Raw genomic sequence first — 23,615 nt, forward strand, 5'->3', positions numbered from 1 at the left:
TGCCCGAGCCCGCTGCCCGAGCCCCGCGCCGGGGCGGCCGCTCCGGCGCGCGGGGTCAGTACGCGCGTGCGGTGGCCGCCTCGGCCAGCGCCAGCAGGGCGCCGCGGGCCGGCCCTCCGGCGAGCGGCGCCGCGTCGAGGGCGGCCAGCGACTGCCGCAGCAGGTGGTCGATGCGCTGCTCGACGACGTCCGCCGCGCCGCTGCGCACGACGAGGGCCCGCAGGCCGGGCACCTCGTCGGGGGACAGGTCGGGGGCGCCGAGCCGCTCGTCGAGCCGCCGGGCGTCGGCGGCCGGGAGGCCGCGCATGGCGTGGGCGACGAGCAGGGTGCGCTTGCCCTCGCGGAGGTCGTCGCCGGCGGGCTTGCCGGTGACCGCCGGGTCGCCGAACACGCCGAGCAGGTCGTCGCGCAGCTGGAAGGCCTCGCCGAGCGGCAGCCCGAACGCGCCGTAGGCCTCGACGAGCTCCGGCCCGGCGCCGGCCAGCAGGGCGCCGACCTGCAGCGGCCGCTCCACGGTGTACTTCGCGGACTTGTAGTGCAGCACGGTCTGCGCCCGCTCCAGGGCCCGCGCGTCGGCGGAGTCCCCGGCGACGGGCTCCAGCACGTCGAGGTACTGGCCGACCATGACCTCGGTGCGCATCAGGTCGAAGGCGGGCTTGGCGGCGCGGACGGCCGCGTGCGGCAGGCCGGAGCCGTGGAAGAGCTCGTCGCACCAGATCAGCAGCAGGTCGCCGAGGAGCACGGCCGCGCTGGCTCCGTACTGCTCGCGGTCGCCGCGCCAGCCGTGCTCGCGGTGCAGGCTCTCGAAGCGGCGGTGCACGGAGGGCAGGCCGCGGCGGGTGTCGCTGCGGTCCATCAGGTCGTCGTGCACCAGTGCGCTGGCCTGGAGGAGTTCGAGGGCGGCGGCCGCCCGGGCGATGCCGGGGTCGTCGGCCGCACCGCCGGCGCCGCGCCAGCCCCAGTAGCAGAAGGCGGGGCGCAGCCGCTTGCCGCCGTCGAGCAGGAAGTCGCGCAGCGCTCCGGAGACCGGGTCGAGCTGCGGGGAGATGGTGGCGAGCAGGGCGCTCCGGCCGTCCATGAACTCCGCGAGAGCGGTGTTGACGCGCTCGCGCACGGCCTCCCGGTCGACGGGGTTGGCGGGGAGGCTGGTGGAGGGGGACACGGTGGTACTCCGGATCACTGGACTGTCAATCAGACTATCCGGCGGTTGTCGGACACTCCGCACCGCCGCCCGTCGGGCCGGCCCGTGCGGGCACGGCGGCGCGTCTCATTCAGTGGACCGTGTTTGGTCACCCTCCGCGCAGCACCGATAGCCTGCAAGCATGGCTCTCGGTATCCCCTCCACCAGGACCGACCGCGCGCAGACCGTTCGTGACCTGCTGGCGGTCGGCGACCGTTCGTTCTCGTTCGAGTTCATGCCGCCGCGCACCGAGGCCGCCGAGCGCCGCCTGTGGGACGCGATCCGACGCGTCGAGGCGCTCGACCCCAACTTCGTCTGCATGACCTACGGCGCCGGCGGCTCCTCGCGCGGCCGCACCGTCAACCTCGTCGGCCGCATCGCCACCGAGACCACCCTGACCCCGGTCGCCCACCTCACCGCGGTCGACCACTCCGTCGCCGAACTGCGCAACATCATCGGCCAGTACGCCGACGAGGGCGTACGCAACGTGCTCGCCGTGCGCGGCGACCCGCCCGGCGACCCGCTGGGCGAGTGGGTCCGCCACCCCGACGGCGTCACCTACGCCTCGGAGCTGGTCGAGCTCATCAAGGGCATCGGCGACTTCTGCGTCGGCGTGGCCGCGTTCCCGCAGATGCACCCCCGCTCGGAGAACTGGGACGACGACATCCGGCACTTCGTGGCCAAGTGCCGCGCGGGCGCCGACTACGCCATCACCCAGATGTTCTTCGAGGTCGAGGACTACCTCCGGCTGCGCGACCGGGTCGCCGCGGCCGGCTGCGAGACGCCGATCATCCCGGAGATCATGCCGGTCACCAACATCAAGCAGCTGGAGCGCTTCCCGCAGCTGTCCGGCTCGGACTTCCCGGCCGACCTGGTGGCGCGCTTCCGCGCGGTCGAGGACGACCCGGTCGCCGTGCGCGCGGTCGGCATCGACCACGCCACCGCGATGTCCGAGCGGCTGCTCGCCGAGGGCGCGCCGGGCCTGCACTTCATCACCCTCAACCACTCCACCTCGACGCTGGAGATCTACCAGAACCTGGGCCTCCACCAGCGCTGAGCGCACCCCGTCACGGATGCGGTGGTGTTCGCCGCAAGCCTGTACAGTCGCCCGCACACGCGGGGCATGTGACTGGGAGGTAGCAGGATGGGCATCGGGTACCTGCTGCTGTACGCCGCCCTCGCGGCCGTCGCCCTCTGGCTGATCGCCGAGCTGCTGCTGCAGAACCGGGCCCCCCTGGTCTGGCGCGGCACCGCGCTCGGCGGTTTCCTGACCGTCGTCGCCGGCATGGCCCTGCAGTCGGTGCTGGTCATCGGCGTCGGCGCGGCCGCGTTCGCCGTCGGCCAGGTCTTCGTCACCGCCTCCGTCAAGCGCGGCGTCGCCGTCGGCCGGTCGCTGCGCGGCCCCGACGGCTCCCTGCCCGCGCCGCTCGCTCGCATACCCCTGCTCGCGGCGGCCACCGGCGGCGCCGCGGGCACCCCGGACGCCGCCGTGGCGCCGGTGCCGGTGGTCGGCGAGGTCGGCCCGATCGAACCCGAGCGCCCGGGCGCCGCGTACGCCGGGGTCGAGGAGATCGCGGCCGACGACGGCGTCTACACCGAGCAGCAGCCCTGGCAGCAGGAGCAGGTGGAGCAGCAGCAGTTCTGGGCGTACCAGCAGCAGCCCGTCCAGCAGGACGCCTACGGCCAGCAGGCCGCGTACGCGCAGCAGGCCGGCCACGACCAGGGGCAGGCCCAGGGCGGGACCTGGCAGCAGACCGCCTACCAGGACGAGTACGGGCAGGTGCAGTACGCGCAGGTCGCGTATCCGCAGAACGGCTACGCCCAGCCCGCGTACGAGCAGCAGTACGCCCAGCCCGGGTACGGGTACGAGCAGCAGTACGCGCAGTACGCGCAGTATCCGCAGGACGGGCAGTACCAGCAGGCCTCCTACCAGCCGCAGCAGGGCTGGGAGCAGCAGGCGGCCGTGCCGCAGCAGCAGCCGTACGCGCAGCCGCAGGCACCCGTGCCGCAGCAGCAGGCCTGGGACTACCAGCAGCAGGGCTGAGCGCCCGCGGCCCGCTCAGGCCGGGCCGATCAGCCCCGCCGTGATCGAGGCGGACATCCCGACCCGGGCCAGCCCGCCGCCCGGATGCGCGGCGCCGCCGATCCGGTACAGGCCGGGTGCGGCCGTGGCGTTGGCCGGCTGGAGCACACCGCCCGCCAGCGACGGCACCGGCACGGACGCGACCGCCCGCACCTCGCGCCACAGCACCCGCTCCCGCAGGTCGATCCCGGCCCCGGCCAGGTGGTCGAGCAGGTGGCCGGCGTACGCGTCGAGGTCGTCCTCCGGCCGGACCCCGCAGGTGACGGTGAGGGTGACGGCCTCGTGGTCGGCGTCGGGGACGAGCGAGGGGTCGTCCGGACGCAGCACCTGCACGGTCGGCTCCTCCGGCACGGACTCCGCGTGAGCCAGCCGCTCGTACTCCCAGGTGCCGTCCGCGTGCACCACCGTGCGGTGCACGGTGCCCGGCGGGCGGGCCCCGCGCAGGGCGAGCAGCACCGTCACCCGGCCGAGCGCGCGCGGCCCGGCCTTCTCCCACCCCAGCCCGCGGTCGGTGGAGGACGACAGCACGACGTCCGCCGCGATCCGCTCCCCGCCGGCCAGCACCCCGCCGGCCCGCCCGTCCGCGGTCAGCACCTCCTCGACCCGGGTGCCGAAGCGGAACTCCACGCCGTGCCGCTCGCAGCGCGCGTACACCGCGTCGGCGAGCGCCCGGATGCCGCCGCGCACCGACCAGACGCCGAACGACTGCTCCATGTACGGCAGCACCGTCGCCCCGGCGGGCGCGTCGAGGGTGAGGCCGTAGCGGCTCGCGTACTCGGAGAGCAGCGCCGTCAGCCCGGGGTGGTTGCCGAGTTCGTCCCGGGCGACGTCGGTGAGCGTGTAGGGGCCGCGGGGCAGCCACCTCGCGAGGCCCCTGCGCGGCGGCGCCGGGTACGGGTCGGCGAGCGGGCCGTCCGGCAGCGGTTCCTCCAGCAGCGGGCGGCGGGTGGCCTCCCAGACGGCGCGGCCGCGGTTGGTCACCTCCCCCCAGCACTCGCCCGACCCGGCGCCGAAGGCCTCGTCCAGTGCGCGGGCCACACCGCCGCGGGAGGCGTTCGGCAGCACCAGGCCGGTGCCGTCCGGCAGCACGTGACGGCTCTCCGGCTCGACCGGGGCGAGGCCGACCAGCTCCTCCAGCGACTCCCGGCCGGTCTTCAGCGCGAGGTCGCGGTAGACGGCGGGCAGCGCCAGCAGCCCGGGGCCGGTGTCGAAGGCGAAGCCGTCCCGCTCGTACCGGCCGACCATGCCGCCGTACGTCGCGGCGGCCTCGCAGACCGTCACCCGGTGCCCGAGGGCCCCCAGTCGCGCGGCGGCCGCGAGCCCGCCCATCCCTGCGCCGATGACGACGATCCGTGCCATGACCGATGATCCTAATGCGCGGCCCGGAGGTCAGTACTGCGGCTGGGCGGCGACCGTGCGCGCGGCCCTGCGCTCCCGGCGGCGCTGCCGGAAGCGGCGGATGCGCGACACCGCGAACCACACCAGCAGCACGCCCGCGGCCAGCAGCACCGCCGCCGTCGACGCCGCCACCCACGGATGGAAGATCGCGAGGGTGACCAGGCCGGCCACCGAGAGGTCCTCCAGCAGGCTGACCACGATGTTGGACGCCGGCTCGGGCGAGGTGTTGACCGCCATCCGCAGGGAGGCCTTGATGCCGTGGCTGACCAGGGCCGTCGTGCCGCCGAGCGCACCCGCCGCCACCTCGCTCAGCGACCCCGGGTCGTTGCTCGCCATCAGCACGCCGACCACCGTGCCCGCCGCCGGGCGGATCACCGTGTGCACGGCGTCCCACAGGCTGTCGACGAACGGGATCTTGTCGGCCACCGCCTCGCAGAGGAACAGCACCGCCGCCGCGGCGAGCACGTCGGTGCGCTGCAGGGCCGGCGGCACCGCCTCGGCCCCGCCGAACCGGCCGAACAGGCCGAGCAGCAGCACCACCGCGTAGGCGTTGACCCCGCTCGCCCAGCCGCTCGTGAAGATCAACGGCATGACGCTCAACTCTGGCTCCCCTCGCCGGCCCGCCCGACACCCGGGCGCACGGGACCGTACCGTACCGACGTCGACAGGACGCACGGCGAGCGCCGGCGGTTCCCCCGGACCGCCCGCCGGCCGCCCTCTGAGTACGGATACTCAGGCCACCGGTTGAGTACGCCGACGGATGCCCCGTGACCTGCGAGGACGAGAGAGTGGGGGCACCGGGAGGAGCCCCTGCGAGGTGGGCGCCGCCCGGCAGCGACCGGGACCGCCCGCCGCCCGTGGGGGACCGGCGGGCCCGGCCCGGTCGCGCGTACGGGCCGACCGGGGCCGCGGACCGCCGACACGGGGCGGCGGAGCGCGGTCCGGGGGGACGGTCCGGACGGGGGAGAGGACCGGGGGCGCCGGGGGGCCGCCTCCGGCGGACACGCGGGGCGGCAGCGCCCGGCCGGACGGCGACGGGGGTGTCGCGCCGGCCGCGGACTGCCGCCCCCGCCGTCGTTCCCCGGCGGCGTCCCGCCGATCCGGCCCGGACCGTCCGTGCACGGGGATTGTCAGTGGGGGTTGTCACGCTGTAGGGGCGCGGGCCGACCGGCCCGGGCGCCCGCATCGGACCGGGGGAGACCATGACCGTCAGCCGTCCCGAGCGCGTCACCCGCCGCCCTGCCGCCGAACCCCCGCCCGCCGCCGACCGCGGCGCCGCCCGCCCGGGCGGCGTGCACCCCGCCGCACCGCACCCCGCCGCACCGCACCCCCCGGTCGTGCACCCCGTCGCACCGCACCCGGGCGGGACCCGGGCCGGCGACGTGCACCCGGTGGTCCGCCGGACCGCCGCCCCGCCCGCGGCCCTCGACCTGCTCCGCCAGGCCCACCGCACCCTCGACGCCGCGCGCGCCCTCCCCGACCCCCTGGAGCGGTACGCCGCCGCGCACCTCGCCGCGCTGCGCACCACCGCCGCCGTCCTCGCGGTGCGCGGGCGCCCCGAGCGCAACGCCCGGCGGCGCCAGGCGATCCGCAGCGCCTGGGAGCTGCTGCCCGAGGTCGCACCCGAACTCTCCGAGTGGGCCGTGTACTTCGCCGCGGGGGCGAGCCGCCGGGCCGCCGCGGAGGCCGGCATCCGCGGCGCCGCCGGCCCGCGGGACGCCGACGACCTGATCCGCAACACCGGCCTGTACCTGCGCATCGTGGAGCGCCTGCTGGGGCTGCATCCGTCGGTCCCGCAGCAGCCCTTACCGTTCGGCGCGGACTGACCCGACGCGACGCCGCGGGCGGTGCCGCCGGTCGGTCTAAGGTGGACCCGTCCGGTGATCCACCCCTACCGAGGAGCCCCGCCGTGTACCCGACGCGTCCCCGCAGTGCCCTGCGTACCGCCGTGGTCTGGGAGGTGCTGTGCGAGGCGCTGGAGCAGCAGGCCGTGGAGCTCGACCGGCCGGTGCTGGACGTCCTCGACACGGGCGGCGGCACCGGCAACTTCGCCGTGCCGGTCGCCCGGCTCGGCCACCGCGTGACCGTGGTCGACCCGAGCCCCGACGCGCTGTTCGCCCTGGAGCGCCGGGCCGCGGAGGCGGGCGTCACCGACCTCGTCCGCGCCGTGCAGGGCGACACCCAGACCCTGCCCGAGGTGGTCGAGGCCGCCTCGGTCGACGCGGTGCTCTGCCACGGCGTGCTGGAGGTCGTCGACGACCCGGCCGAGGCGCTCGGCAGCCTCGCCGGCACCCTCCGCAAGGGCGGCCTGGTCAGCCTCCTCGCCGCCAACCGCAACGGCGCGGTGCTCGCCCGCGCCCTCGCCGGGCACTTCGCCGAGGCCCGCACCGCGCTGGCGGCCGAGGACGGCCGCTGGGGCGCCAACGACCCGACGCCGCGGCGCTTCTCCGCCGAGGAACTCGGCACGCTGGCCGCCACCGCGGGCCTCCACGTCCGCTCCGTGCACGGAGTACGGGTCTTCGCGGACCTCGTCCCCGGGGTGCTCGTCGACACCGAACCGGGTGCGCTGGAAGCCCTGCTCCGGCTGGAGCAGGCCGCGGCGGACCAGCCCGCCTTCCACGCCGTGGCCACCCAGCTGCACCTGCTCGCCGCCCTCGTCTGACACCCGCCCGGACCGGACGCCGGGCCGCTGTCCTGCACCGATTCCGATGTTCCGGGCACTTGTGCCCCCGTTCCGACGTTGGCACCGGTGCGAGACCTGCGGAAGTGGTCGATGGCACGTGCCGCCGACCACCCCGAACCGGCCGCGTGGACCGTATGATCTGGGTAAAGCCGGAAAGCATGACACCCGAACGCCTGGGGCATATGGACCACACAGGATCAGGCCCAGGGGTGGCGGACCGGTCGCCCCGCGACCGACGAGTAGGAGGACTCCGTGCCGCTCTCGGAGCACGAGCAGCGACTGCTCGAGCAGATGGAGCGAGCGCTGTACGCCGAAGATCCCAAATTCGCGTCTGCGCTTGAGGGAACCGGGCTGCGCACCTACACCCGTCGGAGGGTCTACCTGGCCGCCGCGGGGTTCGTGGTGGGCATCGCCCTCCTCATGGGAGGCATGGTCGCCCAGCAGATCTGGGTGAGCGTGATCGGGTTCCTGGTGATGCTTGGCTGCGCGGTCCTTGCCGTGACCGGATGGCGGCGCGGTGCCCTCGGGCACGGCGCGGGCCCCAAGGCGTCACCCGCTCCCCGCCGCAAGGCCAATGTGATGGACCGGATGGAACAGCGCTGGCAGCGCCGGCGGGACGAGCACGACGGCATCTAGCCGCCGCCCGCCGACAGGGGCAGGGCCCGCCCGTGACGGGCCCGACGGACAGGAACAGAGCAGACACCGCCGGGGGCGGACGGTTCACCCGAACCGTCCGCCCCCGGCGTCGTGCCGTCCCGCCTCGCGCGGATCCGGTCGGCTCAGGCCTGCGGCCCGCCGCCGGAGGAGCGCCGCAGCACCCGCCGGCCGGCCCGGCCCGCCGCGTCCCGCCACCGCCGCACCCGGTCCCGGCCCGCGCCGCGCACGGCGGCCACCCGGTCGGCGGCCCGCCACCACAGCCGCGCCGCCGACGGCGGCAGCAGCACCGCGCGCACCCGCCCGACCCGGCCGGCCGACGACCGCAGCGCGTCCCGGGCGGCGCGGACGTCCGCGGCCAGCGGGGCCGGCGAGCCGGCCTCCCGGGCGTACAGCACCTGCTCGGTCGCCAGCGCCACCCGTCCGGCCGCCGCCCGCGCGTCGGCGTCGAGCTCGCCCAGGTCGGCGATCCGGTCGACCGTGCGGCGCGGGGTGCGCGCGTCGTCGGGCGGGATGCCGAGGTCCCACGCCGAGTCGATCAGCTCCTGCCACGCGGCGAGCACCTGCGCGTCGGTCAGGCCGCCGCGGTCCGGGCCCGGCCCGTGCCGGCCCGCGCCGAGCCGGCGCCGCCGCAGCGCCACCCGCCACAGGGCGGGCACCGCCAGCAGCAGCAGTGCCAGGCCGACCGTCGAGAACGCCGCCAGCGCCCGCCAGGACACCCACCACGCCTCGTCCCGCCCGGCCGAGGCCGGGGTCGCCAGCGGGTCGGCGCACTCCTCGACGCCGTGCCCGACGGCGGCGCAGCTCGCGCCGTCGCTCGGGGCGGAGGAGGCCGTGTCGGCGGGCTCGTCGGTCGGCTGCGCCGTGGTCGCCCCGGGGGCCGGGGTGATCTCCTCACGGGTGTAGCTCGGCACGACCGCGCCCTGCCCGGCGGGCGGGGTCGGCTCGAAGCGGACCCACCCGGTGCCGGCGAAGTACAGCTCCGGCCAGGCGTGGTAGTTGGTCGAGCGCACGACGAACGTCCCGCTGCCGGTCGACGTGCCCGGGGTGAAGCCGATCGCCACCCGGGCGGGGATGCCGAGGGTGCGGGCCATCGCGGCCATGGTCGCCGCGAAGTGCACGCAGAAGCCCCGGCGGTCGCGCAGGAAGGTGAGGATCGCCCGGGGACCCGTGCCCGCCTCGATGTCGGTGTCGTAGTGGAACTCCGGCGAGGTGAACCACTCCTGCAGCGCCACCGCGCGGTCGAAGGCGTTCGACGTGCCGGCGGTGACCTCCACCGCGGTCTGCGCGACCTGCGGCGGCAGGGTGTCCGGCAGCTGCAGGTAGCGGGCGGACAGGTCGTCCGGGGCGGGCCCCGCCGACCGCAGCTGCTCCGCGGTGGGCTGCACGTCGAGGCTGGTGACGTCGTAGCGCACGCCGTCGGTCTTCTGCCCCTTGTCGCCGACGACCGAGCGGCTCTCCGGCTCGTACTTCCACTGGCCGGACAGCGTCAGCCGGTCGGCCGGGTACGGCATCGGCAGCCAGTCCGTGCGCAGGTTCTCGGAGACCGCGACCTCGGTGCGGGCCTGCGACACCGCCACCGCCGACGAGAGGCCGGAGACCTTGGGCAGCGGATTGGGCCGCGGTTGCAGGGGCAGGTCGGAGAACCGCCAGTCGACGCCGTTGAAGTCGTCGAGCGCGCCGATCCGCAGGTACATCTGGGCCGCGTTCGGGGAGTCCGTGGAGTACTCCAGCATCTGCACCGGGTCCGCCCGGTGCAGGCTCTCGGTGAGCGCCACCACCGGGTTGAGCGAGGTGACGCGCGATCCCGTGCCGCTGCCGCCGCCCGTGCCGCTGCCGCCGACACCGCCGAGCAGGCCGAGACCGGCCTGCGGCAGCAGCGCGGGCACGGCGAGCGCCAGGACCAGCGCGACCACGCCGACCCGGTGGCCGCTGTGCACCGGCGCGTTGGTCGAGGCCCGCCCGGTGCCGCTGAACACCCGGCCCCACCGCGAGAGCCGGTCCTGGCCCTCCGCCTGGAGCAGCATCAGGTAGCCGCCCGCCGCGGGCACGAACCACACCCACGCCTCGGCACCCGCCCCGGAGAGGCCGCAGCCGACCGAGTACAGGGCGAGCAGCGGCAGGCCGGCCGCCGCGGCCCGCCGGTGGGTCACCGCCAGGGCGTCCACCAGCACCGCGATCAGGCCGACCGAGCCGGCCAGCACCAGGCGCAGCCCGGGCGTGGCCGGCGCCGGGACGGCGTACTGGCCGAGGTCGGTGCCGGCGTCGGTGATCAGACCGCCGACCGCGTCGAGCGCCCGCCCGCCGGGGACCACGCCCCACAGCATCGACGAGCGCACCGAGGTCAGCATCAGCACGTACAGCACGGCGAGCAGCTGCACCGGGGTCACGGCCCAGCTCTGCACCACGATGCGGCGCAGCCCGGCCCCGGCCCCCGCCGCGACGGCGACCAGCAGGAACGCCTGCGCGATCCAGCCGTTGGTGGTCATCAGCGGCAGCAGGCACAGTGCGGTGAGCGCGGTCGCGCCCGCCGCGCAGAGCGTCAACTTGGCCCGGGTGGTCACGCGCCGACCTCGTCTCGGTAGGGGCCGGCCTCGTCGGTGCGGTCGGCGGAGCGCCACAGCTCGGGCAGCGACGCGCCGGCCGGTACGGGCACGACCGTCCACCCGGCCCGGCGCAGCAGCTTCTGCTGTTCGGCGAAGGCGGCGTCGGGGGTGTCCGGGAGCACGTGGCGCAGCCCGGCCCAGGTGTCGGTGTCCAGGAGCAGCACGACCGCGCCGGCGGCCCGGCGGCGCAGCCGCGCCAGCCGGTCGAGCTGCTCGTCGTCGAGCGCGCCGACGACGGCCACGAGCAGGCCCTCGCCGCCGCGCAGCGCCTCCTCGGCACGGGCCAGCCCGCCGCCGTCGGAGTGGTCGACGACGGCGAGCTCGTCGAGCAGCAGGCCGCCCGCCTCGGCGGCCGTCGCGGTGACCGAGCTTCCGGCGGTCGGCACCGACCGGCCGGTGTCGGTGATCAGCCGGGTGCGGTAGCCGCGTTCGATCAGGTGCAGGCCGACGGAGGCCGCGGCTCCGACGGCCCACTCGAAGGACGAGCCCGGGCCGGTGCCACGGTGCGCGAGGTGCCGGGTGTCGAGCAGCACCGCGGCGCGGGCCTTCAGCGGCTGCTCCTCGCGGCGCACCATCAGCTCGCCGTAGCGGGCCGTGGACTTCCAGTGCACCCGGCGCAGGTCGTCGCCCTGCCGGTACTCGCGCGGGATGACGTCGTCGTCGCCGGCCAGGGCCAGCGCGCGGGCACTGGTGTCGCCGTGCCCGGCGCGCTCCCCGGGCAGCTTGACCGGGGGCAGCGTCTGCACCTGCGGCACCACGGTGAGCAGGTCGGAGGCGTTGAACGAGCGGGTGAGCTCGCACATCCCGAACGGGTCGGACAGCCGCAGCTGCAGCGGCCCGAGCGGGTAGCGGCCGCGCAGGTCGGACCGCACCCGGTACGACACCTCGCGGTAGCCGTGCGGCTCCACGCGGTCGAGCACGAAGCGCGGACGCGGCCCCAGCACGTACGGGACCCTGTCCTCCAGCAGCAGCACGCCGGTCGGCACCCGGGAGACGTTGTCGAGCCGCAGGTGCACCCGGGCCTCCTGGCCGGCGGGTGTGCGGTGCGGGGTGAGCCGGCGACCGCCCGCCACCCGGTAGCGGGTGCGCAGCAGCAGGAGCGCGGCGGCCAGCGGCAGCGCCGCCAGCAGCACGCCGACCCGCAGCAGCGCGTCCTGCCCGAAGACGTACGCGCACAGCGCGGCGGTGATGCCGGCGGCCAGGAAGGACCGGCCCCGGGTGGTCAGGCCGCGCAGCCCGGACCGCAGCCCGTGCGGGGCGCGCGCGCCCGCCGGGCCCGGGGGGTTCTCGCCCGCGGCCACGTCAGCCGCGCCCCTGCGGACGGGGGATCGGCAGCCGCGCCACCAGGTCGAGCACGACCTGCTCGGCGGTGCGGCGGCTCAGCTGGCTCTCGGCGGTCGGCAGCAGCCGGTGCGCCAGCACCGGCACGGCCAGCGCCTGGACGTCGTCGGGGAGCACGTAGTCGCGGCCGTCCAGCGCGGCGGCGGCGCGGGCCGCCCGCACCAGGTGCAGGGTGGCGCGCGGGGAGGCGCCGAGGCGCAGCTCCGGGTGGCTGCGGGTGGCGGAGACCAGCTCGACGGCGTAGCGGCGGACCGCGTCGGCGACGTGCACCGTGCGGACGAGCCCGATCAGCTTGAGGATGTCGTCGGCGTGGGCGACGGGCTGCAGGTCGTCCAGCGGGTTGGCGCCGGCGTGCACGTCCAGCATGGCGAACTCGGCGTCGGCGCTGGGGTAGCCGATGGAGACGCGGGCCATGAAGCGGTCGCGCTGCGCCTCGGGCAGCGGGTAGGTGCCCTCCATCTCGACCGGGTTCTGCGTGGCGACCACCATGAACGGCGAGGGCAGCTCGTAGGTGGTGCCGTCGATGGTGACCTGGCGCTCCTCCATGGACTCCAGCATGGCGGACTGGGTCTTGGGCGAGGCCCGGTTGATCTCGTCGCCGACCACGATCTGCGCGAAGATGGCGCCCGGTCTGAACTCGAAGTCCCGCTGGTGCTGGTCGAAGACGTTGGTGCCGGTCACGTCGGACGGCAGCAGGTCCGGGGTGAACTGGATGCGGCGCACCGTGCAGTCGACCGAGCGGGCCAGGGCCTTGGCGAGCATGGTCTTGCCGACGCCGGGCACGTCCTCCAGCAGCAGGTGCCCCTCGGCGAGCAGCACGGTCAGCGCGATCCGGACGGCCTCCGGCTTGCCCTCGATGACGCTCTCGACCGACCCGCGGATCCGCTCGGCCACCGCGCCCAGCTCCTGCAGCCCCGCGGACCTGCGCGGCCCGAAGCCGTCGGAACGCGCCGCGCCCGTCGTGCCCTGCGTGTTGTAGGTCGTCACCCGTTCACTCCCATGTGGACCACTCGTGCCGGCGGAGGGCCGGCCCACCCGAAGACGCGACGCCCGGCGGGCGTGCGCGGTTCCGGCGAGGAGTGGCACGGGCGGTGGGCGTGCGGCGAGCCGCCCTGGTGGATCGGGGACGGGCCTGCACCGGGCATTCTTCCCTGTCGGGCGGCCCGAAGTCACTCGGGCGGGCGAGACGCGTGCAGTGTCCCGGTTCGTCCCGCCGCCGGGCGTGATGCCGGGCGTGGTGCCGGGGCGGGCGGGGACCGTCGCGGGCCGTCGCCGCCGCGGGGACGGCACCGCGGGAGCAGGCGGGGACCCGGACGGCGCTGGCCGGGTCGGGGACGGGCCTGTGAGGGGTGGGAGGCGCGGGCGGGCGGCCCGCGCCGGTCAGGCGATCTCGCGGAGCAGCCCGGTGTGGACGTCGAAGACGAAACCGCGGATGTCCTCGGTGTGCGGCAGGAACGGGGAGGTGCGGACCCGTTCCATCGACTGCCGCACGTCGCCGTCGAGGTCGACGAAGGCCTCCACCGCCCACGTGGGGCGCTGGCCGACCTCCAGCTCCAGCTCGCGGCGGAAGTCCTCGGTGAGTCCGAGCAGGCCGCAGCCGGTGTGGTGGATCAGCACGACCGAGCGGGTGCCGAGCGCACGCTGGCTGATGGTGAGCGAGCGGATCGTGTCGTCGGTGACGACACCGCCGGCGTTGCGGATGATGTGGGCGTCGCCGAGCTCCAGGCCGAGCGCGGCGAACAGGTCGAGACGGGCGTCCATGCACGCCACCACGGCGACCTTCTGGACGGGCCTGGCGCTCATGCCACCGTCGCGGAAGTCGACCGCGTACGTGCGGTTGGAGGCGATGAAACGGTCGGTGATGCCGTGGTCGGTGGCAGCGGCGTTCGGCACGGGCCGGTCGGGGGTCACTGTCATGGTGACGAAGGTAATGCGATTTCCGCCGCCGTGGTGCGGCCGCCCGGCCGCTGTGATCGAGTGCATATCCGCAGCCGGCCCGAGCGTGTCCCCGATGTCCGCTTCCTCCGGGTACGGGAGGCGTGGAGCCGCACCGGTGCACCCGGCCGCCGCCGGTCGGCCCGGGCCCGGCCCGCCGCTCCCGACCTGCGCCGCACCCGTACCTCCGGCCGGGTGGTGCACCGCCGCGGAGCGTTGACTCGGCGGGCCCGGGCGATAGTCTGGCGGCGCGTCGGAGCACCGCCCGTACGGCCCCCGCGGGGGCGTCCCGCGGCCGTCCCCCGCACGCGGTCCGCGGCCTCCACCCGCTCCTGTGCCACCTGGCGCACCTTCCCCGGTGCCGGGCGGTCACTCCTTCCCCAGGCGAGCGGGCGGGGACCACGGGCGGCGTCGGGGACGCCGCGGGCGGTGGGCGAGAATGGGCGCAGCCGTCCGGGCCCGGGCGGCCGCACCGAGGAAGGGCGCCACCGCGCAATGAGCAACGAGAGTCCGGCACCCAGGCACGTCCCCGTGATGCTGCAGCGCTGCATGGACGCCCTGGCACCGGCGATCTCCGCCCCGGGGGCGGTCGTGGTCGACGCCACCCTCGGCCTCGGCGGGCACAGCGAGGCGCTGCTCACGCAGTTCCCCGAGGTCCGGCTCGTCGCCGTCGACCGCGACCCGGTCGCGCTGAAGCTCTCCGCCGAGCGGCTCGCCCGGTTCGGCGACCGCGCCACGCTGGTGCACGCCGTGTACGACGAGATCCCGCGGGTGCTCGACGACCTCGGCATCGCCGAGGTGCAGGGCGTGCTCTTCGACCTCGGCGTCTCCTCGATGCAGTTGGACGAGGCCGAGCGCGGTTTCGCCTACGCGCAGGACGCCCCGCTCGACATGCGCATGGACCAGACCCGCGGTCTCAGCGCCGCCGACGTCCTCAACACCTACAGCCACGGCGACCTCGCCCGGATCCTGAAGGTGTACGGCGAGGAGCGGTTCGCCGGCAAGATCGCCTCGGTGATCCTGCGGGAGCGGGCGAAGGAACCGTTCACCACCAGTGCGCGTCTTGTCGAACTGGTACGCAACGCCATCCCGGCGGCGACCAGGCGCACCGGCGGCAACCCGGCCAAGCGCACCTTCCAGGCCCTGCGGATCGAGGTCAACGGGGAGCTGGAGGTGCTCGACCGGGCCGTCCCCGGCGCCCTGGGCGTCCTCGCGGTCGGCGGGCGGATCGTGGTGATGTCCTACCAGTCGCTGGAGGACCGCCTGGTGAAGCAGTACCTCCAGGCCGGCGCCGCGAACACCGCCCCGCCCGGGCTGCCGATCGTCCCCGAGGAGCACCAGCCCCGGCTGAAGCTGCACACCCGCGGGGCCGAGCTGGCCACCGAGGTGGAGATCGAGGAGAACCGGCGCGCCGCGCCCGTCCGGCTGCGCGTGGCGGAGAGGATCAGGGCGGCCCGGCGGTGACGGGACGCGATCGACGGCGATGAGGGAGAGTGCGGTGCCGGTGGCCGGCGGAGGGCGGGTCCGGGGGAGAGGGGCGCTTCCGGAACAGGGGGGCAGAGCGCGGATCACCGCCGGGCCCGGGTTCCGTCCCGCCCGCGGACGGACCCCGTTCGCCGTGCTGGTCGTCATGCTCCTGTCGGGCGGGCTGCTCGGCCTGCTGATGCTCAACACCGCCCTCAACGAGGGCTCGTTCGAGCTCTCCCGGCTCAAGAAGCAGACCACCGACCTGACCGACGAACGGCAGGGCCTGCAGGAGCAGATCGACGGCAACGCCGCTCCGGACGCCCTCTCCCGCCGCGCCCGCGAGCTCGGCATGGTGCCCGGCGGCGGCCCGGCGTTCCTGCAGGACGACGGCAGCGTGCTGGGCAGGCCCGGCGCCGCCCAGGACAGCCCCGTGGTGCGCCGGCCCGAGGAGACCGCGGCGCCCGCCGACCCCTCGCCGACCCCCGCGCCCGGCCCGTCGCCGACCGACGACGGCGTGCGGATCGCCCCCGCCCCGCCGCTCTCCCCGGCCCCCTCCGCGCAGGCCGGGAGGGCCCGATGAGCACCCCCCGCCGCCCGCGCGACCCCGGCGACCGCCGCCCGCAGCGCCCGGCCCGCCCGGGCGACCCGTCCCGCGGCCGCGTCGGCCGCCCGCAGACCCCCCGCCCGCGCGCGGGCGACCCGGACCGCCCGGCGCCGCGCCGCACCGCAGGCACCTCCCCGCCCCGCCGCAGGCCGGCGCGGCCGGCGTCCCGCCCGCAGCCGATCCGGCTCGCCGACCCGCGCAAGCGGCTGCGGCTCGCGGGCATGGCGCTGGTCGTCGTGCTCTCGGTCTTCGCCGGGCGCCTCGTGCAGCTCCAGCTCCTCGACTCGGACGCGCTCGCCGCCGAGGCCGGCGCCAACCAGTACATGCCGGTCGTGCTCTCCGCGGAGCGCGGATCGATAACGGCCTCCGACGGCACCGTCCTGGCCACCACCGTGGACGCGTACGACATCACCGCCGACCCGACGCTCTTCACCCCCGAGGCGACGCACATCCCGGACGCGCCCGAACAGGCCGCCGCGCTGCTCGCGCCGCTCCTCGACGTCACCCGCGAGAAGGTCGCCGGGCTGCTGCACCTCAACGCCAAGAACCCCAGGAGCCGGTACGCGCTGCTCGCGGCCCGGCAGACCCCGGAGACCAAGAACCGGATCTCCGAGCTCAGGACCCGCCTCGCCAAGCAGGCCGACACCAAGGCCTGCGCGGCCCAGCGCCGCCTGCTCGCCAAGCCCGAGGACCAGGGCGGCCGCAGCGCGGTCGACACCGCCTGCACCAACCCGCTGGCGGGCGTCGTGTACGCGCCGAGCAAGCGGCGGGTGTACCCGGCGGGCGACCTCGCGGGCAACCTGGTGGGCTTCGTCAACGCGGAGGGCACCGGCACCGGCGGCCTCGAACTCCAGTACCAGAAGGACCTGGCGGGCGTCGACGGCCGCTCCACCTACGCCTCCGTGGGCGGGCGGATCGTGCCCAGCTCCGGCGGCGGCCGGCAGGCCCCGGTGCCCGGGGCGGACCTCCGGCTGACCGTCGACAGGGACATCCAGTGGGCGGCCCAGCGGGCCATCACCGACCAGGTCGCCAACGCCGGCGCGGAGAAGGGCTACGTCGTCGTGCAGGACGTGAAGACCGGTCAGGTCCTCGCGATGGCCACCTCGCCCGGACTCGACCCCAACAAGCTCGCCTCCGCCCGCCCGGAGCAGCTCGGCAACGCCGCCGTCCAGGACGCGTACGAACCGGGCTCCACCGCCAAGCTCATGACGATGGCCGCCGTGCTGGACACCGGCACCGCGACCTGGGACACCCACGTCACCGTGCCCAACACCCTGCAGCGCTCCGACCGGGTCTTCCACGACGACATCGACCACGAGACCTGGTACCTGACCCTGGCCGGCGTGCTCGCCAAGTCGTCCAACATCGGCACCATCGAGGCCGCCGAGCACCTCGGCAGGAACCAGGCCGAGGCCAACCGGGTGCTCGGCGGCTACCTGACGAAGTTCGGCATCGGGCAGCCCAGCGGCCTCGGCTTCCCCGGAGAGACCCGCGGCATCCTCGCGAAGCCGGAGGACTGGAAGGGCTCGCAGCAGTACACCATCCCGTTCGGTCAGGGCCTGGCGGTGAACGCCCTCCAGGCGACGTCGGTGTTCTCCACCATCGCCAACGGCGGGTTGCGGGTCGCCCCGAGCCTCGTCATGGGCAGCACCGGCGCGGACGGCCGCTACACCCCGGCCCCGGCGGGCGCGCAGACCCGGGTGGTGACGGAGGCGACCGCGAAGACGCTGACCGAGATGCTGGAGTCCGTCGTCACCGACGAGCAGGGCACCGGCACCAAGGCGCAGATCCCGGGCTACCGGGTCGCCGGCAAGACCGGCACCGCCAACCGGGTGGACCCGAAGACCGGCCGGTACTCCGGGTACACCGCCTCCTTCATCGGCTTCGCACCGGCCGACCAGCCCCGGGTGACGGTCTCCTGCGTCATCCAGGACCCGGTCAACGGCCACTTCGGCGGCCAGCTGTGCGGGCCGGTGTTCAAGCAGGTGATGGAGTTCGCCCTGAAGACCCTGCGGGTCGCGCCGAGCGGGAGCGAGGCGCCGAACCTGCCCGTCGACTGGAAGCCCTGATGAGCGACACCCCCGGCCACCGCGGTACGCCGCCGCACCGCCCCGACCGGCACGACGGGGAAGGCCCCGCCCGGTTTGGCCCTGGAGGCCCTCCGGCCGATACCCTGCCCGCCGTGCCGAAACCCGATCAAATCTCCGCGAGCCCGCCCCGACCGACCGGCCCGGCGTCGCTGCCGCTCGCCGAGGTCGCCCGCCTGCTGGACGTGGCGCCCACCGAGGGCCCGGCGGTCACCGGCATCACCCACGACTCCCGGGCCGTCCGCCCCGGCGACGTGTACGTGGCGTTCCCCGGCGCCAACCACCACGGCGCCGCGTTCGCCGGCCAGGCCGTGCGGGCCGGTGCCGTCGCGGTGCTGACCGACCCCGCCGGCGCCGAACAGGCCGCCGGCGCCGGGGTGCCGCTGCTGGTGGTCGACAACGTCCGCGGCGCCATGGGCGGCCTCGCCGCCGCCGTGTACGGCCGCCCCAGCGAGCAGCTGCTGATGATCGGGCTGACCGGCACCAACGGCAAGACCACCACCTCCTACCTGGTCGAGGCCGGGCTGCGCGGCGCCCGGATGCTGCCCGGGGTGATCGGCACCGTCGAGATGCGCGTCGGCGACGAGCGGATCAAGAGCGAGCGCACCACCCCCGAGTCGACCGACCTGCACGCCGTCCTCGCGGTGATGCGCGAGCGCGGCGCGGCCGCCGTGGTCATGGAGGTCTCCAGCCACGCGCTGGTGTTCGGCCGGGTCGACGGCGTGCTGTACGACGTCGCGCTGTTCAACAACCTCACCCCCGAGCACCTCGACTTCCACCCCGACATGGAGGACTACTACCGGGCCAAGGCCCGGCTCTTCCACACCGACAAGGCCCGCCTCGGGGTGGCCAACTTCGACGACGCGTACGGCCGCAGGCTCGCCGGCGAGGCGCCGATCCCGGTCGTGACGTTCTCCGCCCGGGGCGAGGCGGCCGCCGACTGGCGGGCCGTCGACGTGCAGCTCGGCCCGGCCGGCTCGACCTTCCGCGTGCTCGGCCCGGACGGCGCCGCCGCGGACGCCTCCGTACCGCTGCCCGGCCCGTTCAACGTCGCCAACGCGCTCGGCGCGATCACCGTCCTCGTCACCGCGGGCATCCCGCTGCAGGACGCCGTCGCCGGTGTCGCCGCCTCCGCCGGCGTGCCCGGCCGCCTCGAACGGGTCGACGCCGGGCAGCCGTACGTCGCCGTCGTCGACTACGCGCACAAGCCGGACGCCCTGCGCGCCGTGCTGGAGTCGCTGCGCGAGGTCACCAAGGGCCGGCTGCACGTCGTCGTCGGCTGCGGCGGCGACCGCGACCCGTTCAAGCGCGGCCCGATGGGTGCCATCGCCGCCGCGATCGCCGACACCACCGTCCTCACCAGCGACAACCCGCGCTCCGAGGACCCGCTCGCGATCCTCACCGCGATGCTCGCCGGAGCCGCCGAGGTGCCCGAGGACCAGCGCGGCGAGGTTCTGGTCGTGCCCGACCGAGCCGACGCCGTCGCCGTCGCCGTCGCCCGCGCGCACGCCGGGGACACCGTCCTGGTGGCCGGCAAGGGCCACGAGGTCGGGCAGTACGCGAAGGGCGAGGTCCGCCCGTTCGACGACCGGGAGGTGCTGCGCGCGGCCATCGTGCACGGCACCCGCCCCGGGCCAGGAGCACCCGGGGGCGAGCGCGTTACCGAAGGAGTGGAGCAGCCGTGATCGCACTGACCCTGGCCGAGGCCGCCGCGGCGGTCGGCGGCACCCTCGACGGCGCCGACCCGGACGCCCTGGTGACCGGCTCCGTGGTCGTCGACTCGCGGCAGGTGCAGCCCGGCGGGCTGTTCGCCGCGGTCGTCGGCGAGCGCGTGGACGGCCACGACTACGCGGTGAAGGCCGTCGCCGACGGCGCGGTCGCCGTGCTCGCCTCCCGACCGGTCGGCGTGCCCGCGATCCTCGTCGACGACGTGGTGGCCGCCCTCGGCCGGCTCGCCCGCGCCGTCGTCGAACGCGCCCACGACACCCGCGTGGTGGCGCTCACCGGCTCGTCCGGCAAGACCAGCACCAAGGACCTGATCGCCCAGGTGCTGCAGCGCCACGGCGAGACGGTCTACCCGCCCGGCAACCTCAACAACGAGATCGGCCACCCGATGACCGCGCTGCGGGTCGAGGGCACGACCCGTCACCTCGTCCTGGAGATGGGTGCCCGGCACAAGGGCGACATCGAGTACCTGACCTCGATCACCCCGCCGAACGTCTCGGTCGTGCTCAACGTCGGCTCCGCGCACGTCGGGGAGTTCGGCTCCAAGGAGGGCATCGCCCAGGCCAAGGGCGAGATCGTCGAGGCGCTGACCACCGACGGCATCGCCGTGCTCAACGCCGACGACCCGCTGGTGCGGGCGATGGCCGAGCGCACCAAGGGCCGGGTCGTGCTGTTCGGCGAGAGCCCGGACGCCCACGTCCGTGCCACGGACGTTCACCTGGACGACGCCGGACGGCCGTCCTTCACGCTGATCACCCCAGCCGGTTCCGCACCCGTGAACCTGCGCCTGTACGGTGAGCACCACGTCTCGAACGCCCTCGCCGCCGCAGCGGTGGCGGTGGAGCTCGGGATGCCCGTCGACGACACCGCCGAAGCCCTCAGCGAGGCGGGCGCGCTGTCCCGCTGGCGCATGGAGGTCGTCGACCGGGCCGATGGCGTGACCGTCGTCAACGACGCCTACAACGCGAACCCGGATTCGATGCGGGCCGCGCTCAAGGCGCTCGTGTCGATGGCCGGCCGCGGCCCGGGGCGCCGCCGCACCTGGGCGGTGCTCGGTGAGATGCGGGAGCTCGGCGAGGACAGCCTCGACGAGCACGACGCCATCGGGCGGCTCGCCGTCAGGCTCGACGTCACCACACTGGTGGCGGTGGGCGGACGCGAGGCGGCCTGCATGGAACTCGGCGCGAGGAACGAAGGTTCGTGGGGTGAGGAGTCGGTGCTGGTGTCCGACGCGGACGCGGCGATCGAGCTGCTGCGCAGTCAGCTGCAGCCAGGGGACGTGGTGCTGGTGAAGGCCTCCCGTTCGGCCGGCCTGGAGAAGGTGGCCGATGCCCTGCTCGCCGATGGGGCCGTCCAGTGAAGCAGATCCTCTTCTCCGGCGGCATCGGCCTGGTGCTGTCGCTGCTGGGCACGCCCGCGCTGATCAAACTGCTGGCCAAGCGCGGCTACGGCCAGTACATCCGTGACGACGGTCCCAAGGCGCACCACAGCAAGCGCGGTACGCCCACCATGGGCGGCATCGCGTTCATCCTGGCGACGCTGATCGCCTACTTCGCCACCAAGGCGATAACGGGCGAGTCGCCCACGGCTTCCGGCCTGCTGGTGCTGTTCCTGACAGTGGGTCTGGGCCTGGTCGGCTTCCTGGACGACTACATCAAGGTGGTCAAGCGCCGCTCGCTCGGCCTGCGCGCCAAGGCGAAGCTGTTCGGGCAGTCCTTCGTCGGCCTCGCCTTCGCGGTGCTGTCGCTGCAGTTCAGCGACAGCCGTGGCCTGACCCCGGCCTCGACCCACCTGTCGTTCGTGAAGGACTTCGGCTGGTCCGTCGGCCCGGTGCTCTTCGTGATCTGGGCCTACTTCATGATCGCCGCGATGTCGAACGGCGTGAACCTCACCGACGGCCTCGACGGCCTCGCCACCGGCGCCTCGGTGATGGTCTTCGGCGCGTACGTGTTCATCGGCGTCTGGCAGTACGGCCAGACCTGCGCCCACATGATCACCGCCACCGCCAACTGCTACGACGTCCGCGACCCGCTGGACCTCGCCGTGGTGGCGTCCGCCCTCATGGGCTCCTGCTTCGGCTTCCTCTGGTGGAACACCTCGCCCGCCAAGATCTTCATGGGCGACACCGGCTCCCTCGCGCTCGGCGGCGCCCTCGCCGGCCTCGCGATCTGCTCGCGCACCGAGATGCTGCTCGCCCTGCTCGGCGGCCTCTTCGTGATCATCACCCTCTCGGTGATCATCCAGGTCGGCTCGTTCCGGATGACCGGCAAGCGCGTCTTCAAGATGGCCCCGCTCCAGCACCACTTCGAACTCAAGGGCTGGAGCGAGGTGCTGATCGTCGTCCGGTTCTGGATCATCCAGGGCCTGTGCGTCGCGGTCGGCCTCGGACTCTTCTACGCAGGATGGGTGGCCGGATGACGGACAACCCCGACTGGGCGGGCCTCCGCGTCGTCGTCGCCGGCCTCGGACTCTCCGGCGTCAGCGCCGTCCGGGTCCTCGCCGGCCTCGGCTCCGAGGTCACCGTCGTCGACGGTGGCGACGGCCCCGCGCTCCGCGCCAAGGCCGGCACCCTCACGGGCGTCACCGTCCGCCTCGGCGACGGCGACACCCTGCCCGCGGGCACCGACCTCGTCGTCACCTCGCCCGGCTGGGCGCCCGGCAGCGCGCTGTTCGCGGCCGCCGACGCCGCGGGCGTGCCCGTCTGGGGCGACGTCGAACTCGCCTGGCGCCTGCGCCGACCGCTGGTGAGCACCGGCGAGCCGGCCCCCTGGCTGGCCGTCACCGGCACCAACGGCAAGACCACCACCGTGCAGATGCTCGCCTCGATCCTCACCGCCGCCGGCCGGCGCACCGCCGCCGTCGGCAACGTCGGGGTCTCCGTGCTGGACGCGGTGCTCGCCGACGAGCCGTACGACGTGCTCGCCGTCGAACTCTCCAGCTACCAGCTGCACTGGGCGCCCTCGCTGCGCCCGCACTCGGCGGCCGTGCTCAACCTCGCCCCCGACCACCTCGACTGGCACGGCTCCATGGAGGCGTACGCCGCCGACAAGGGCCGCATCTACGAGGGCAACCGGGTCGCCTGCGTCTACAACCTCGCCGACCCCGCCACCGAGGCGCTGGTCCGCGAGGCCGACGTCGAGGAGGGCTGCCGGGCGGTCGGCTTCGGCCTCGCCGCGCCGGGCCCGTCCGACTTCGGCGTCGTCGACGGCCTGCTCGTCGACCGGGCGTTCGTCGAGGACCGCGCCAACAACGCGGCCGAGATCGGCGCGGTCGACGACATCGTGCCGCCCGCCCCGCACAACGTCGCCAACGCGCTCGCCGCGGCCGCCCTCGCCCGCGCCTACGGCGTCGACGCGAAGGCCGTCCGCGACGGCCTGCGGGCCTTCCGGCCCGACGCCCACCGCATCGCGCACGTCGCCGAGATCGGCGGGGTCACCTACATCGACGACTCCAAGGCCACCAACACGCACGCCGCCGCGGCCTCCCTCGCCGCGTACGAGCCGGTCGTCTGGATCGCCGGCGGACTCGCCAAGGGCGCCACCTTCGACGAGCTCGTCGAGGGTGCCGCCGCGGGGCTGCGCGCCGCCGTGCTCATCGGCCAGGACCGCGCGCTGATCCGCGAGGCGCTGGCGCGACACGCCCCGGATGTGCCGGTCGTCGAAGCCGCCGAGGGCCAGACTGGCGCGGTGGCGATGACCGAGGTGGTGCGGACGGCGGCCTCGCTCGCCAGACCGGGTGACACCGTCCTGCTGGCGCCGGCCTGCGCGTCCATGGACATGTTCACCAACTACGGTGAGCGCGGTGACCTGTTCGCCGCAGCGGTCACGGAACTGACGAAGTAACGGCACGAGC

General features: G+C 75.2%; 19 protein-coding genes. 12 read left to right on the forward strand and 7 right to left on the reverse strand.

Features of this window, described 5'->3' with window-relative positions; translation table 11 throughout:
• Positions 1–55: 55 nt before the first annotated feature.
• Positions 56–1,162 carry a polyprenyl synthetase family protein gene (locus OG335_RS27150; protein ID WP_405013742.1) on the reverse strand — a complete coding sequence of 369 codons (1,107 nt, stop codon included), beginning with the start codon at positions 1,160–1,162 and terminating at the stop codon, positions 56–58.
• Positions 1,163–1,322: 160 nt separating this feature from the next.
• On the opposite strand from OG335_RS27150, the gene metF reads away from it, so the two are divergent.
• Both metF and OG335_RS27160 read left to right on the forward strand, forming a co-directional pair.
• The gene (gene metF, locus OG335_RS27155) at positions 1,323–2,237 is read left to right on the forward strand and encodes a methylenetetrahydrofolate reductase [NAD(P)H] (RefSeq protein ID WP_405013743.1); all 915 of its coding nucleotides are present in this window, start codon (positions 1,323–1,325) and stop codon (positions 2,235–2,237) included.
• A gap of 87 nt (positions 2,238–2,324) precedes the next feature.
• Positions 2,325–3,224 (forward strand): hypothetical protein, encoded by a 900-nt coding sequence (locus tag OG335_RS27160; protein ID WP_405013744.1) that lies wholly within the window; start codon positions 2,325–2,327, stop codon positions 3,222–3,224.
• Positions 3,225–3,239: 15 nt separating this feature from the next.
• Here OG335_RS27160 and OG335_RS27165 read toward each other — a convergent pair whose 3' ends face one another.
• Positions 3,240–4,622, reverse strand: a complete 1,383-nt coding sequence (locus tag OG335_RS27165) for a phytoene desaturase family protein (RefSeq protein ID WP_405013745.1) — start codon at positions 4,620–4,622, stop codon at positions 3,240–3,242.
• A gap of 30 nt (positions 4,623–4,652) precedes the next feature.
• Positions 4,653–5,261 carry a DUF4126 domain-containing protein gene (locus OG335_RS27170; RefSeq protein WP_405013746.1) on the reverse strand — a complete coding sequence of 203 codons (609 nt, stop codon included), beginning with the start codon at positions 5,259–5,261 and terminating at the stop codon, positions 4,653–4,655.
• Positions 5,262–5,863: 602 nt separating this feature from the next.
• On the opposite strand from OG335_RS27170, the gene OG335_RS27175 reads away from it, so the two are divergent.
• From OG335_RS27175 to OG335_RS27185, 3 genes are all read left to right on the forward strand, one after another.
• The gene (locus tag OG335_RS27175; protein WP_405013747.1) at positions 5,864–6,487 is read left to right on the forward strand and encodes an SAV_6107 family HEPN domain-containing protein; all 624 of its coding nucleotides are present in this window, start codon (positions 5,864–5,866) and stop codon (positions 6,485–6,487) included.
• A gap of 83 nt (positions 6,488–6,570) precedes the next feature.
• On the forward strand, positions 6,571–7,323 hold the full coding sequence (locus OG335_RS27180) for a methyltransferase domain-containing protein (RefSeq protein WP_405013748.1): 753 nt from the start codon (positions 6,571–6,573) through the stop codon (positions 7,321–7,323).
• A 273-nt stretch (positions 7,324–7,596) separates the two neighbouring features.
• Positions 7,597–7,980, forward strand: a complete 384-nt coding sequence (locus OG335_RS27185) for a DUF3040 domain-containing protein (protein WP_405013749.1) — start codon at positions 7,597–7,599, stop codon at positions 7,978–7,980.
• Positions 7,981–8,123: 143 nt separating this feature from the next.
• Here OG335_RS27185 and OG335_RS27190 read toward each other — a convergent pair whose 3' ends face one another.
• From OG335_RS27190 to OG335_RS27205, 4 genes are all read right to left on the reverse strand, one after another.
• Positions 8,124–10,562: a transglutaminaseTgpA domain-containing protein gene (locus tag OG335_RS27190; RefSeq protein ID WP_405013750.1), complete on the reverse strand. Its 2,439-nt coding sequence runs from the start codon at positions 10,560–10,562 to the stop codon at positions 8,124–8,126.
• On the reverse strand, positions 10,559–11,905 hold the full coding sequence (locus OG335_RS27195) for a DUF58 domain-containing protein (protein ID WP_405013751.1): 1,347 nt from the start codon (positions 11,903–11,905) through the stop codon (positions 10,559–10,561). Before OG335_RS27195 ends, OG335_RS27190 begins: the two co-directional genes overlap by 4 nt.
• 1 nt (position 11,906) lies before the next feature.
• Entirely contained in the window at positions 11,907–12,857 is a 951-nt protein-coding gene (locus OG335_RS27200; protein ID WP_405015540.1) for an AAA family ATPase, read from the reverse strand.
• A gap of 468 nt (positions 12,858–13,325) precedes the next feature.
• Entirely contained in the window at positions 13,326–13,862 is a 537-nt protein-coding gene (locus OG335_RS27205; RefSeq protein ID WP_405013752.1) for a beta-class carbonic anhydrase, read from the reverse strand.
• 513 nt (positions 13,863–14,375) lie between these two features.
• Here OG335_RS27205 and rsmH point away from each other — a divergent pair.
• The 7 genes from rsmH to murD all read left to right on the forward strand — a co-directional run bounded on the left by rsmH (position 14,376) and on the right by murD (position 23,605).
• A complete protein-coding gene (gene rsmH, locus OG335_RS27210) occupies positions 14,376–15,344 on the forward strand; it encodes a 16S rRNA (cytosine(1402)-N(4))-methyltransferase RsmH (protein ID WP_405013753.1) in 969 nt (322 codons plus the stop codon).
• 154 nt (positions 15,345–15,498) lie between these two features.
• A complete protein-coding gene (locus OG335_RS27215) occupies positions 15,499–15,927 on the forward strand; it encodes a cell division protein FtsL (protein WP_405013754.1) in 429 nt (142 codons plus the stop codon).
• The gene (locus OG335_RS27220; protein WP_405013755.1) at positions 15,924–18,020 is read left to right on the forward strand and encodes a peptidoglycan D,D-transpeptidase FtsI family protein; all 2,097 of its coding nucleotides are present in this window, start codon (positions 15,924–15,926) and stop codon (positions 18,018–18,020) included. The genes OG335_RS27215 and OG335_RS27220 overlap by 4 nt, the downstream gene beginning before the upstream one ends.
• Entirely contained in the window at positions 18,020–19,723 is a 1,704-nt protein-coding gene (locus OG335_RS27225) for a UDP-N-acetylmuramoyl-L-alanyl-D-glutamate--2,6-diaminopimelate ligase (protein ID WP_405013756.1), read from the forward strand. The genes OG335_RS27220 and OG335_RS27225 overlap by 1 nt, the downstream gene beginning before the upstream one ends.
• On the forward strand, positions 19,720–21,123 hold the full coding sequence (gene murF, locus OG335_RS27230; protein ID WP_405013757.1) for a UDP-N-acetylmuramoyl-tripeptide--D-alanyl-D-alanine ligase: 1,404 nt from the start codon (positions 19,720–19,722) through the stop codon (positions 21,121–21,123). The genes OG335_RS27225 and murF overlap by 4 nt, the downstream gene beginning before the upstream one ends.
• Entirely contained in the window at positions 21,120–22,181 is a 1,062-nt protein-coding gene (gene mraY, locus OG335_RS27235; protein ID WP_405013758.1) for a phospho-N-acetylmuramoyl-pentapeptide-transferase, read from the forward strand. The genes murF and mraY overlap by 4 nt, the downstream gene beginning before the upstream one ends.
• Positions 22,178–23,605, forward strand: a complete 1,428-nt coding sequence (murD, locus tag OG335_RS27240) for a UDP-N-acetylmuramoyl-L-alanine--D-glutamate ligase (protein WP_405013759.1) — start codon at positions 22,178–22,180, stop codon at positions 23,603–23,605. Before mraY ends, murD begins: the two co-directional genes overlap by 4 nt.
• Positions 23,606–23,615: the final 10 nt, after the last annotated feature.

Origin of the sequence: Kitasatospora sp. NBC_01539 (assembly GCF_045040525.1) — a bacterium.
Classification (GTDB): domain Bacteria; phylum Actinomycetota; class Actinomycetes; order Streptomycetales; family Streptomycetaceae; genus Kitasatospora.